Consider the following 13,014-nt stretch of genomic DNA (forward strand, 5'->3'; position numbering starts at 1 on the left):
TCGACTCGTGATGTTCGACAAGGGGGCGGTTCGTGAGCGGCGTCACATCCCCGATTCACAGGGAGCGACTTGCGTAATTTGGGGTGAAGTTCGGTCCACGGAGGTTTTGGGCCGTGCGTAGTCTGTGCGGCATGCAGACCACCGGGAACCGTGAGACGCCGTCGTGCGTCAGTTATCGCGGACTGTCGGATGTACTGCGGGTGGGCCTTCCGCAGGGCTTGTCCGCAATTCGGGGGGACCGGATCTCAACTGCCGCTTCCAGGCGCTCTCGCCTGCCCGAGGAGTAGTCGTTCGATGAGCGAGCACCGTCGCAAAGCGCCGCAACCGCAAGGTGGCGGGCGCGCAGCGGCCAGACGAGCCGCCCAACAGCCTGCTGGACGTCGCACTGATTCGTCACGCAGAGCAACATCAGAGTCACCTTCCGAAGCGCATGGCGAGGAGCCGACCTACGGCGGCCGCGCCGAGGCGCGTCGGGCCGCCCAGCGTGGCGGGGGCAGACGGCGGGGAGGTGGCGACAGCGGCGGCCGGGAAGGCCGCGGCCGGGGCCGCGAGGACTCCGGCAAGAAGCGCCTGGTCGACTACCCGCGGGCAGGCAAGTACGGCTTCCGCCGCTGGGTCCCCTCGTGGAAGCTGGCCTCCGGACTGTGCCTGGGCTTCCTGGGGCTCATGATGGGCGTGGCCGGCGTCGCGTACGCGCTCGTGGTGCCGCCGGAGATCAAGGACCTCGCCACCGCGCAGAACAACGTCTACTACTGGGCCGACGACACGCAGATGGTCGCCACGGGCGGTTCCGTCAACCGTCAGTCGATCGAGTTCGCCCAGATCCCCGTCGCGATGCGGAACGCCGTCATCTCGGCCGAGAACAAGTCGTTCGACGACGACAGGGGCATCGACCCCATGGGTATCGCCCGTGCCTTCTACAACATGGCCCGGGGAGGTGACACCCAGGGCGGTTCGACGATCACCCAGCAGTACGTGAAGAACTCCATGCTCTCCCAGGACCAGACCCTGAGCCGCAAGTTCAAGGAACTGTTCATCACGCTCAAGGTCGGTGAGACCGTGAGCAAGAACGAGGTCATGGAGGGCTACCTCAACGTCTCCTACTACGGCCGGGGCGCCTCCGGACTCCAGGCGGCGTCACGCGCGTACTACGGCAAGGACGCCACGGAGCTGAACCCGAGCGAATGCGCCTTCCTGGCGACGCTGCTCAAGGGCGCGGGTTACTACGACCCCGCGGGTGCACCCGAGATCGACCCGGTGAAGGCCTCCGCCAAGGAGAACACCAGGCGGGCCAAGGCGCGCTGGAGCTGGATCCTCGACGAAGAGGTCAAGGACGGCCGGATGACCGCGGCCGAGCGGGCGAAGTACACGGAGTTCCCCATGCCCGACGCGCCGAAGAAGGACGCGAAGCTGGGGGGCCAGACCGGATACCTGGTCGACCTGGCCACGAAGTACTTCCTCGCGCACAACGAGCAGAACGTCACCGAGAAGGAACTGGCCCGGGGCGGCTACGAGATCCACACCACCTTCGACAAGAAGAAGGTCGGCCAGCTCGAGCAAGCGGTCACCAAGGTGCTGAAGGCCAAGATCGACGTGAAGAAGCGCCCCGACAAGGACTCCCACGTCCAGTTCGGCGGGGCTTCGGTGGACTCCAAGACGGGCGCCATCCTCGCCACGTACGGCGGCCAGGACGCGACGAAGCACTACACCAACAACGCCGACGCGACCGGTGCGCAGGTCGGCTCGACGTTCAAGCCGTTCGTGCTGGCGGCCGCCATGAAGTACGGCAAGCGCGACCCGGAGCTCGGCCCCGACCAGGGTGCGGCCGAGCGCACGCTGGTCTCGCCGAAGAGCATCTACAACGGTGACAACAAGCTGAAGATCAACAAGTACGACGGCCAGGTCTGGCAGAACAAGGAGGGCAACGAGTGGCTCCAGACCAACGACGGGAACCACAACTACGGCGACATCACCCTCCGCTACGCCATGCAGGAGTCGGCCAACTCCCCGTACGTCCAGCTCGGCATGGACGTCGGCACCGACAAGGTGAAGGAGGCAGCCGTCTCCGCGGGTCTGCGTGACGACGACTACATGGCCGACTCGAGCGTCCCCTCGTTCTCCATCGGCACGTCCTCGCCGAGTGCCATCCGGATGGCCGGCTCGTACGCCACCTTCGCCGCCAGCGGGAAGCAGCGGGAGCCCTTCTCGGTCACCGAGGTCAAGCACAAGGGCGAGGTCATCTACCAGCACGAGACCAAGACGAACTCGGCGTTCTCGAGCATCATCGCCGACAACGTCACGGACGTGCTGAAGAACGTGGTCGAGCACGGCACGGGTACGCCCGCGCGGCTCCCGGGGCGTGACGTGGCCGGTAAGACGGGTACCACGGACGGCAACAAGTCGGCGTGGTTCGTCGGCTACACCCCGCAGATCTCGACGGCCATCAGCATGTTCCGGATGGACGACGACGAGACGAACAAGGACCGCGAGTTCCTGGAGATGTACGGCACGGGCAACGAGAAGTCCATCCACGGTGCCTCGTTCCCGGCGCAGATCTGGCACGACTACATGGCCGAGGCGGTGAAGGGCATGAAGGTCGTGAACTTCCCGAAGGCGGAGCCGTACGGCGACACGCTCTTCGGCGGTGGCGCCTCCCCCAGCCCGTCGCCGAGCCCGTCGCCGTCTCCTTCGCCCTCGGAGACCACCGAGGATCCCGTGACGCCGTCCCCCACCACGACGTCCCCGAGCCCCACGCCGAGCGACACCTGTGCCCCCCTCGACTGGGAGTGCAGGAACAACCAGAACGGCGGGACGAACAACGGCAACGCCAACGGAGGGACCACGGACGGGTCCACCGACGGCGGGACGGACGCCGGGACGACGGACGGCGGGACGGACAGCGGAACGACCGACGGAACGACCCAGGGCACGACGCAGGGCGAGGAGAACGGTCGCGGCGGGATCTTCGGAGGCGGGGGGTGACCCGCCGTCCGGGAAGGACGGGGGCGCCTGACGCCACCGCCCCCGGAATCCCGTCAGGGCCCGCCTGACACGCGTACGAAGGGCCGTCGGCACCTGCCAGGTGTCGGCGGCCCTTCGTGTGTCCCGGACGCGGGCCACGCCCGCACACAGCGCCGTACGGCAGGATGTGCGGCATGCCAAGCGCAGAAGACACGAGGGTGCACCAGGAACCGTCCGTCGTACCGCCCACGCGGCAGGACGAGATCGCGGCAGCGGGCAGCGAGCTGATCGGCGGTCCCGTGGGCCGCTGGGCACGGTTCGGATCGGGGCCGCTCACCCCGGTGCGCGTCATCGCGCTCGTGGCGATCGGGATGTTCGCGCTCGGCATGGTGCAGAAGATCCCCTGCTACGACTGGGCGTGGTTCCGCGGCGCCAGTTCGCAGTACACGCACGCGTGCTACTCTGACATCCCCCACCTCTTCGTCGGCCGTGGGTTCGCCGACGGCCTGGTGCCGTACGTCGACCGCCTCAGCGGGGACATGGCGTACCTCGAGTACCCCGTCCTGACCGGCCTCTTCATGCAGATCGCGTCCTGGCTGACGCTCACCCCGTCCTCGGACCCGGTGCAGCAGCGCGAGCAGATGTACTGGATGGTCAACGCCGGCATGCTGATGGTCTGCGCCGTGATCATCGCGGTGTGTGTCGCCCGTACGCACCGGCGCCGCCCCTGGGACGGCCTCCTGGTCGCCCTCGCCCCGGCGTTCGCGCTCACCGCGACGATCAACTGGGACCTGTTCGCCGTCGCGCTGACGGCCGCGGCGATGCTCATGTGGTCCCGTGGCCGGAACCTCGCCTTCGGCATCCTCATCGGCCTCGCGACCGCCGCCAAGCTCTACCCCGTGCTGCTCCTGGGACCCCTGCTCGTGCTGTGCTGGCGCGCCGGGAAGTGGCGGGAGTACGGGGCCGCGCTCTTCGGAGCGGCGGCCGCCTGGCTCCTGGTGAACCTTCCGGTGATGCTGTACGCCCCGGAAGGGTGGAAGAAGTTCTACACGTTCAGCCAGGAACGCCAGATCGACTACGGCTCGTTCTGGCTGGTCATCACGCAGCGCACCGGCCGGCCCATCGACGTGGGCACGGTGAACACGGCATCGGTGCTGCTGATGATCGTCCTCTGCGCGGGCATCGCCGGGCTGGCGCTGTCCGCCCGCCACCGGCCGCGCTTCGCCCAGCTGGCGTTCCTCGTGGTGGCGGCCTTCATCCTGACGAACAAGGTCTACTCGCCGCAGTACGTGCTCTGGCTGATCCCTCTGGCAGCGCTGGCGAGGCCCCGCTGGCGGGACTTCCTCGTCTGGCAGGCCTGCGAGGTCGCGTACTTCCTGGGGATCTGGTTCTACCTCGCCTACACGACCAGCGGGGACAAGCACCAGGGGCTGCCGCAGGAGGGCTATCAGGTCGCGGTCGTCCTGCACCTCGCGGGCACTCTCTACCTGTGCGCCCTGATCGTCAGGGACATCCTCAGGCCGGATCGCGACCCCGTGCGGTCCGACGGGTCCGACGACCCGTCGGGCGGCGTGCTCGACGGTGCGCCGGACCGTACGGCCCTGCTGCAGGCGCACCCTCACCCCTCGCGGGGTGCCGCACCCGCGGCCCAAGGACCGCGGGTGGAGTGGGGCACCACGGGCGGGGCGTCCGCCGACTGAGCGGGGCCGGGCCTACCGGTCCACGAGGCGGTCGAACTGGGTGGTGGTGTGACGCAGGTGCGCCACCAGTTCGTCGCCCACCTTCGGCTCCTGGGCGTCCGAGGGCACGAAGAGGATCGACACCTGCATGTGGGGCGGCTCGGCGAACCAGCGCTGCTTGCCCGCCCAGACGAACGGCGACAGGTTGCGGTTGACCGTGGCCAGGCCGGCGCGGGCGACGCCCTTGGCACGCGGCATCACCCCGTGCAGGGCCTTCGGCGCCTCCAGCCCGACCCCGTGGGACGTCCCGCCGGCGACGACCACCAGCCACCCGTCGGAGGCCGCCTTCTGCTGGCGGTAGCCGAAGCGGTCCCCCTTGACGACGCGGGTGACGTCGAGCACCGCGCCCCGGTACTCCGTCGCCTCGTGGTCGCCGAGCCAGAGCCGCGTGCCGATGCGCGCGCGGAAGCGGGTCTGCGGGAACTGCTGCCGCAGCCGCGCCAGCTCCTCGGCCCGCAGATGGCTGACGAACATCGTGTGCAGGGGCAGCCGGGCGGCGCGCAGGCGGTCCATCCAGGTGATGACCTCCTCGACCGCGTCGGAGCCGTCGGTGCGGTCGAGCGGCAGGTGCAGCGCGAACCCTTCGAGGCGTACGTCCTCTATGGCCGCGTGCAGCTGGCCGAGCTCCTCCTCCTTCACCCCGTGGCGCTTCATCGAGCTCATGCACTCGATGACCACGCGTGCGCCCACCAGGGCGTGCACGCCGTCCACGGAGGAGACGGAGCGGATGACGCGGTCGGGGAGCGGGACCGGCTCCTCGCCCCGGCGGAAGGGCGTGAGGACCAGCAGGTCGCCGCTGAACCAGTCCTTGATGCGCGCGGCCTCGTACGTGGTCCCGACGGCCAGGGTGTCGGAACCGAACCGGATCGCCTCGTCGGCCAGCCGTTCGTGTCCGAAGCCGTATCCGTTGCCCTTGCAGACGGGCACGAGACCGGGGAACTGGTCCAGCACGGACTTCTGGTGCGCCCGCCAGCGCGCGGTGTCGACGTAGAGGGAGAGCGCCATGGCCGGCCCGGAACCTTTCTGGTGGCTGCGGTGTAAGTGAGAGAGAAGAGGAACTGAGGGGTGGGGGTCGGGATGCTGTCAGCGACGCGACATGTACATATCGAGAGCCTTGTGCAGCAGCTTGTTGAGGGGGAAGTCCCACTCACCGACGTATTCGACGGCTTCGCCGCCGGTGCCGACCTTGAACTGGATCAGACCGAAGAGGTGGTCGGTCTCGTCCAGCGAGTCGCTGATGCCACGCAGGTCGTAGACGGTCGCGCCCATCGCGTAGGAATCGCGGAGCATCCGCCACTGCATGGCGTTGGAGGGACGGACCTCGCGCCCGATGTTGTCCGACGCGCCGTAGGAATACCAGACGTGCCCGCCGACGACGAGCATGGTGGCGGCCGACAGGTTCACGCCGTTGTGCCGCGCGAAGTACAGCCGCATGCGATTGGGGTCCTCGGAGTTGAGCACCGACCACATGCGCTGGAAGTACGAGAGCGGGCGCGGCCTGAAGTGGTCGCGCACAGCGGTGATCTCGTACAGCCGCTGCCACTCGGCGAGGTCCTCGTAGCCGCCCTGGACCACCTCGACACCGGCTTTGTCGGCCTTCTTGATGTTGCGCCGCCAGAGCTGGTTGAAGCCCTTGAGCACGTCCTCGAGGGAGCGGTTGGCCAGGGGGACCTGGAAGACGTAGCGGGGCTGCACGTCACCGAAGCCGGCGCCGCCGTCCTCGCCCTGCTGCCAGCCCATCTTCCGCAGCCGGTCCGAGACCTCGAAGGCGCGCGGTTCGATGTGGCCGGCCTCGACGTCACGCAGCCGCTTGACGTCCGGGTCCTGGATGCCGGACTTGATGGCGGCCGAGTCCCAGCGGCGGATGACGACGGGGGGGCCCATCTTCACCGAGAAGGCACCCTGCTGCTTCAGGTGGGCGAGCATCGGCTGGAGCCACTCGTCCAGATTGGGGGCGTACCAGTTGATGACCGGGCCCTCGGGGAGGTACGCGAGGTAGCGCTTGATCTTGGGGAGCTGGCGGTAGAGCACCAGTCCGGCGCCGACCATCTCGCCGTTCTTGTCGAACCATCCCAGGTTCTCCGAGCGCCATTCGGTTTTCACATCAGCCCACGCCGGGACCTGGCAGTGACTGGCCGAGGGCAGATTCTGGATGTATGCCAGATGCTGTTCTCGGCTGATGGTCCTCAGGGTCAGACTCATGCGGGGCGCTCCTCGGCAGGTGTGTCCCCATCGGTCAGGGGCTCCGGCTCTCGCGCCGAAGCCTACTGTGACCGAGAGGCGCCCGGTCTGGCCCGTAGGGACCGGACCGGACACCACCCGCGCGGGACCGCCCCGCCACGTGCCGCGCGGGGCGGTCGGCCCCGCCGGCCGCAGCTCTGCCGGTCAGGTGACGACGCCGCCGAAGAGTCCGCCGTGCGCCATGCCGAGATAGAAGCCGACGGCGGACGACCCGATCCCCATGACCAGGCCGAACCTCTCCCAGGTCGTCCTGGAGATGTACTGCCCGTAGGCGCCGGTGAGGATGCCGACCAGCCCGGCCCACGAGCTGATCAGGTGCAGGTTGTGGAACATCGCCGTGACGAAGGCGAGGACTCCGAGGACCCCGGTCACCACCATCAGCGCTTCCTGGAGCGGATGCGGCCTGCCGTCGGTGGCGAAGAGTGATCCGGTGGCCGGGTGGGCCTTGGCCGTCCGGGTGGGGGCCAGCCGGCTTCCGGCAGGTCGGACTGTCTGTGCCATGGAGTACCTCCTGGCGGGAAGGGCGGTGCGATGTAGCGCCTCTCACACCGCATCTGTCTTGATTGTGCGCCCTGAACACCGGATTTCAACCGGAAGCCGGTCTGCGGGTACTCTGTACGGTCTGCACCGGTGTCTGCCTTGAGCCAGCACTCCAACCTCCCTCGACTTACGAAGACGGGCGTTGTCAGTGGCGGCTGTTTTACTCGGAGACACTGTTGCTCACGCATCACGACCCTCCTGCCACGGAACGACCGTGGCCGCTGAGTCCAAAGGAGGTGGGTTCCACATGCGTCACTACGAGGTGATGGTCATCCTCGACCCCGATCTCGAGGAGCGCGCAGTCTCCCCGCTGATCGAGAACTTCCTCTCCGTCGTCCGTGAGGGCAACGGAAAGGTTGAGAAGGTCGACACCTGGGGCCGTCGTCGTCTCTCTTACGAGATCAAGAAGAAGCCCGAGGGCATCTACTCGGTCATCGACCTGCAGGCCGAGCCTGCGGTCGTCAAGGAGCTCGACCGACAGATGAACCTGAACGAGTCGGTCCTCCGGACCAAGGTCCTCCGTCCCGAGACCCACTGAGCGTCTAGCTCAGTGGTCATCGGGTTCGAGTAGCAAGCAGCCAGAAGCAATCCCCGCCGAGAGGTTCACCCATGGCAGGCGAGACCGTCATCACGGTCGTCGGCAATCTCGTCGACGACCCCGAGCTGCGCTTCACCCCGTCCGGTGCGGCGGTCGCGAAGTTCCGTGTCGCGTCCACTCCCCGCATCTTCGACCGGCAGACCAACGAGTGGAAGGACGGCGAAGGCCTGTTCCTCACCTGCTCGGTCTGGCGTCAGGCGGCGGAGAACGTCGCGGAGTCGCTCCAGCGAGGCATGCGCGTCGTCGTGCAGGGCCGGCTGAAGCAGCGGTCCTACGAGGACCGTGAGGGCGTCAAGCGCACGGTCTACGAGCTGGACGTCGAGGAAGTCGGCCCCAGCCTGAAGAACGCCACGGCCAAGGTCACCAAGACCACGGGTCGCGGTGGCCAGGGCGGCGGCGGCCAGGGTGGATACGGCGGTGGCCAGCAGGGCGGCGGCAACTGGGGCGGCGGTCCCGGTGGCGGTGGCCAGCAGGGTGGCGGCGGTGCTCCCGCCGACGACCCGTGGGCCACCAACGCACCGTCCGGCGGCCAGCAGGGCGGGGGCCAGCAGGGTGGCGGGGGCGGCTGGGGCGGAAGCTCCGGCGGCTCCGGCGGCTCCGGCGGCGGCTACTCGGACGAGCCTCCCTTCTAGGGCTGCTCGTACCCCCACTTCTTGATCACACAGGAGAAACACCATGGCGAAGCCGCCTGTGCGCAAGCCTAAGAAGAAGGTCTGCGCTTTCTGCAAGGACAAGACCCAGTACGTGGACTACAAGGACACGAACATGCTGCGGAAGTTCATTTCCGACCGCGGCAAGATCCGTGCCCGCCGCGTCACCGGCAACTGCACGCAGCACCAGCGTGACGTCGCCACGGCAGTCAAGAACAGCCGTGAGATGGCGCTGCTGCCCTACACGTCCACCGCGCGATAAGGGAAGGGTGACCGAATCATGAAGATCATCCTCACCCACGAGGTCACTGGCCTCGGTGCCGCCGGCGACGTCGTGGACGTCAAGGACGGGTACGCCCGTAACTACCTGGTTCCGCGTGGCTTCGCCATCCGCTGGACCAAGGGTGGCGAGAAGGACGTGGCGCAGATCCGCCGCGCCCGCAAGATCCACGAGATCGCGACGATCGAGCAGGCCAACGAGATCAAGGCCAAGCTCGAGGCCGTGAAGGTCCGTCTGGCTGTTCGCTCCGGCGACGCCGGCCGCCTCTTCGGCTCCGTCACCCCGGCCGACATCGCCTCGGCGATCAAGTCTGCCGGTGGTCCGGACGTCGACAAGCGTCGTGTCGAGCTCGGTTCGCCGATCAAGACGCTCGGCGGGCACCAGGTGTCTGTCCGTCTGCACCCCGAGGTTGCCGCGAAGCTCGGTATCGAGGTCGTTGCTGCCTAAGGGCACAGCTCAGCAGAGCTAGGTGAAGGGCCGCACCCATGGGTGCGGCCCTTCGTCGTTTCACGTGAAACACGGCAGTGAGGCTGCTGCCGGGTTGGACGCTTCAGCGCGTGGCTCCGGTCACGACCCAGCGGCCGGACCGGGTGCGCAGCCACAGGGTGACCAGCCGGACGGTCATCATCAGTGTCATCGCCCCCCAGAGAGCGGTGAGGCCTCCGCCGAAGCTGGGAACGAGCAGGGCGGCCGGGGCGAAGACGGCGAGGGTAAGAACCATGGCCCAGGCGAGGTAGCGGCCATCGCCTGCGCCCATCAGTACTCCGTCGAGGACGAAGACCACCCCGCAGATCGGCTGGGAGAGCGCTACGACCAGGAGCGCCGGCAGCAGGGTGTCCTTCACCGAGGCGTCACCTGTGAACAACGGGACGAAGAGCGGCCTGGCGAGCACGATCACCGCCCCGAGGACGATCCCGGACACGATCCCCCACTGAACCATCCGGCGGCATGCCTCCCGGGCGCCCTTGGGATCGTTCGCCCCCAGATAGCGGCCGATGATGGCCTGTCCGGCGATGGCGATCGCGTCGAGGGCGAAGGCTGTGAGGCTCCAGAGGGACAGGATGATCTGGTGCGCGGCGATTTCCGAGTTGCCGAGGCGTGCGGCGACAGCGGTGGCGATCAGTAGGACCGCCCTCAGCGACAGTGTCCGGACAAGCAGGGGCACACCTGCTTGCGCGCTGGCACGGATTCCCGCCGTATCGGGACGCAGTGATGCCCCGTGCCGACGGGCTCCGCGAACCACGACGACCAGGTAGGCGAGTGCCATGGCCACTTGGGCGATGACCGTCCCCCAGGCGGATCCCGCGATCCCCAGTCCGGCACCGTAGACGAGGCCGACGTTGAGAGCGCCGTTGGCCGCGAATCCGCCGATGGCGACGTAGAGCGGCGTTCGGGTGTCCTGTAGTCCTCGCAGCACTCCTGTCGCAGCGAGGACCACGAGCATCGCCGGGATGCCGAGGCTTGAGATCCGCAGGTAGGTAGTGGCGTAGGAGGTCGCGGTGTCGGACGCCCCGAAGATGTCGACCAGCCAGGGCGCCAGGGGGAGCGTGACGGCGACGACAACGGCACCGATCAGGAGGGCGAGCCAGATGCCGTCCATGCCCTGGCGGATGGCTGAGGCCAGATCTCCGGCGCCGACCTGGCGGGCGACCGCGGCCGTGGTGGCGTACGCGAGGAAGACGAAGATGCTCACCGCGGTCGTCAGGAGGGCGGCGGCGACCGCCAGACCGGCAAGTTGCGGGGTGCCTAGGTGGCCGACGATGGCACTGTCGACCATGACGAAGAGCGGCTCGGCGACGAGCGCGCCGAAGGCGGGCACGGCGAGCGCGATGATCTCGCGGTCGTGCCGGCGGCGGGAGGGCGGCTGAGCCGTTGACGCCTGGGTCATGAGGGTCAATCTAATCTTCCACAGGTAAGAGATGCAATCCGCTAGGGGTCCTTACCTCGTGCTGGTTTCCGACTCCGCCGGGAGGCCGTTCGCGGTGATCTTGAGCCCACGGCAAAACTTTTTCTCTCCCACAGCCGGTGGATTGAGAAATGCCAGGTCAGAGGGGTCTCTTGTGATCCCTTATGAGTTTGTCCACAGTGCTGTCCCCCGGTCCGTGCACAGGATCCGAGCAGTTCTCCACAGCATCTGGTCCGTCGTCCACATGCCCTGTGGATAACCAGATTGGCTGACGGTGCGGACCGGCCTACCGTGGTGCGGCGCCCGCACTCCGTTCCGGCATGGAAGACCGCAGAACTTGACGCGCCGGAACCGGAGTCGGGCGTCCTGTTTGTCGGTGCCGTGCCGTAAGAAAGAGTGGCACGGCTAGGTCCGCGAAGCGGACGGGAGGAGGTGGCCCGGTGAGCATTCCCGAGCCTTTGGACGATCCCTGGGCCGATGTCGGTCCCAGTGACCGTCTGCCCGTCTCCCGTCAGCGCCGCGGGGAGGGCAAGGGGCGCGACGAGCAGCACGAGCGTGGCAGGGAGAGCGGTTGGGACGGAGGGCCGTCCGGCTTCGAGCGGGTGCCCCCGCAGGACCTCGACGCCGAGCAGTCCGTCCTCGGCGGCATGCTGCTCTCCAAGGACGCCATCGCGGACGTCGTGGAGATCATCAAGGGCCACGACTTCTACCGGCCGGCCCACGAGACCGTCTTCACAGCGATTCTCGACCTCTACGCCAAGGGCGAGCCCGCCGACCCGATCACGGTCGCGGCCGAGCTGGTCAAACGTGGCGAGATCACCAAGGTCGGCGGCGCCCCGTATCTGCACACGCTGGTCCAGTCCGTGCCGACCGCGGCCAACGCGTCGTACTACGCGGAGATCGTCCACGAGCGAGCGGTCCTCCGGCGCCTGGTCGAGGCCGGCACGAAGATCACGCAGATGGGATACGCGGCCGACGGTGATGTCGACGAGATCGTCAACTCGGCCCAGGCCGAGATCTACGCCGTCACGGAGCAGCGCACCAGCGAGGACTACCTCCCGCTCGGCGACATCATGGAGGGAGCGCTCGACGAGATCGAGGCCATCGGGTCCCGCAGCGGCGAGATGACCGGTGTACCGACCGGGTTCACCGACCTGGACGCCCTGACCAACGGCCTGCACCCCGGCCAGATGATCGTCATCGCGGCCCGCCCCGCCATGGGTAAGTCCACCCTCGCGCTCGACTTCGCCCGGGCCTGCTCGATCAAGAGCAACCTGCCGAGCGTGATCTTCTCGCTGGAGATGGGGCGCAACGAGATCGCCATGCGCCTCCTGTCGGCGGAGGCCCGTGTGGCCCTCCACCACATGCGCTCCGGCACCATGACCGACGAGGACTGGACGAGGCTGGCCCGGCGGATGCCGGATGTGTCGGCCGCTCCGCTCTACATCGACGATTCGCCGAACCTGTCGATGATGGAGATCCGGGCGAAATGCCGTCGTCTCAAGCAGCGCAACGAGCTCAAGCTCGTGGTCATCGACTACCTGCAGCTCATGCAGTCCGGAGGGGCGAAGCGTGCCGAGAGCCGTCAGCAGGAGGTCTCGGACATGTCCCGTAACCTCAAGCTCCTGGCCAAGGAGCTTGAGCTGCCGGTCATCGCGCTCTCCCAGCTGAACCGTGGACCGGAACAGCGCACGGACAAGAAGCCGATGGTCTCCGACCTGCGTGAGTCCGGCTCGATCGAGCAGGACGCGGACATGGTGATCCTGCTGCACCGTGAGGACGCGTACGAGAAGGAGTCACCGCGTGCGGGTGAGGCGGACCTGATCGTGGCCAAGCACCGTAACGGTCCCACCGCGACGATCACCGTGGCGTTTCAGGGCCACTACTCCCGCTTCGTGGACATGGCCCAGACCTGAGTCGGTGAGGTTGTGGGATCCCAGATCCCGTGTCCTTTTCCCATCGGCGATGTCCACCGCGTGGCCAATAGGACAGGGGGATGGGATTCATGCCCCGTGAGCGAGTAGTTCCCCTCTTTGTGTACAGGACCGCCCCGGTCAGCGTCTGTGTGCGTGGCCGGGGCAGGACCCCGGCGTTACGCG

At 67.8% G+C, this 13,014-nt stretch carries 11 protein-coding genes; 7 read left to right on the plus strand and 4 right to left on the minus strand.

The features are described 5' to 3' along the window. The first annotated feature begins 294 nt into the window (after window positions 1–294). Window positions 295–2,982, plus strand: a complete 2,688-nt coding sequence (locus ACFVS9_RS10625; RefSeq protein ID WP_383112784.1) for a transglycosylase domain-containing protein — start codon at window positions 295–297, stop codon at window positions 2,980–2,982. 164 nt (window positions 2,983–3,146) lie between these two features. Beyond that, the gene (locus ACFVS9_RS10630) at window positions 3,147–4,661 is read left to right on the plus strand and encodes a glycosyltransferase family 87 protein (protein WP_383112785.1); all 1,515 of its coding nucleotides are present in this window, start codon (window positions 3,147–3,149) and stop codon (window positions 4,659–4,661) included. A 12-nt stretch (window positions 4,662–4,673) separates the two neighbouring features. Here the strand turns inward: ACFVS9_RS10630 and ACFVS9_RS10635 are convergent, their stop codons facing one another. The 3 genes from ACFVS9_RS10635 to ACFVS9_RS10645 all read right to left on the minus strand — a co-directional run bounded on the left by ACFVS9_RS10635 (window position 4,674) and on the right by ACFVS9_RS10645 (window position 7,442). After that, a complete protein-coding gene (locus tag ACFVS9_RS10635; RefSeq protein WP_103760681.1) occupies window positions 4,674–5,705 on the minus strand; it encodes an alanine racemase in 1,032 nt (343 codons plus the stop codon). Window positions 5,706–5,783: 78 nt separating this feature from the next. Then, complete coding sequence (locus ACFVS9_RS10640; protein WP_389931386.1) at window positions 5,784–6,902, minus strand: lipid II:glycine glycyltransferase FemX; 1,119 nt, start codon at window positions 6,900–6,902, stop codon at window positions 5,784–5,786. 183 nt (window positions 6,903–7,085) lie between these two features. Beyond that, complete coding sequence (locus ACFVS9_RS10645) at window positions 7,086–7,442, minus strand: hypothetical protein (RefSeq protein WP_383112786.1); 357 nt, start codon at window positions 7,440–7,442, stop codon at window positions 7,086–7,088. Window positions 7,443–7,728: 286 nt separating this feature from the next. Between ACFVS9_RS10645 and rpsF the strand changes: the two genes are divergently transcribed. From rpsF to rplI, 4 genes are all read left to right on the plus strand, one after another. After that, complete coding sequence (gene rpsF / locus ACFVS9_RS10650) at window positions 7,729–8,019, plus strand: 30S ribosomal protein S6 (RefSeq protein WP_006604399.1); 291 nt, start codon at window positions 7,729–7,731, stop codon at window positions 8,017–8,019. Window positions 8,020–8,090: 71 nt separating this feature from the next. Further along, a complete protein-coding gene (locus ACFVS9_RS10655) occupies window positions 8,091–8,711 on the plus strand; it encodes a single-stranded DNA-binding protein (RefSeq protein WP_389931388.1) in 621 nt (206 codons plus the stop codon). Window positions 8,712–8,754: 43 nt separating this feature from the next. Continuing rightward, entirely contained in the window at window positions 8,755–8,991 is a 237-nt protein-coding gene (gene rpsR, locus ACFVS9_RS10660; protein ID WP_003967857.1) for a 30S ribosomal protein S18, read from the plus strand. Between the two features lie 18 nt (window positions 8,992–9,009). Then, complete coding sequence (gene rplI / locus ACFVS9_RS10665) at window positions 9,010–9,456, plus strand: 50S ribosomal protein L9 (protein WP_014155197.1); 447 nt, start codon at window positions 9,010–9,012, stop codon at window positions 9,454–9,456. A 103-nt stretch (window positions 9,457–9,559) separates the two neighbouring features. Here the strand turns inward: rplI and ACFVS9_RS10670 are convergent, their stop codons facing one another. Then, window positions 9,560–10,897, minus strand: coding sequence for an MATE family efflux transporter (locus ACFVS9_RS10670; RefSeq protein ID WP_389931390.1), 1,338 nt, complete (start codon window positions 10,895–10,897; stop codon window positions 9,560–9,562). Between the two features lie 476 nt (window positions 10,898–11,373). Here ACFVS9_RS10670 and dnaB point away from each other — a divergent pair, with 476 nt between their 5' ends. Beyond that, window positions 11,374–12,831: a replicative DNA helicase gene (gene dnaB / locus ACFVS9_RS10675; protein WP_383112856.1), complete on the plus strand. Its 1,458-nt coding sequence runs from the start codon at window positions 11,374–11,376 to the stop codon at window positions 12,829–12,831. Window positions 12,832–13,014: the final 183 nt, after the last annotated feature.

It is taken from the genome of Streptomyces sp. NPDC058008 (assembly GCF_042886395.1).
Taxonomy (GTDB): domain Bacteria; phylum Actinomycetota; class Actinomycetes; order Streptomycetales; family Streptomycetaceae; genus Streptomyces.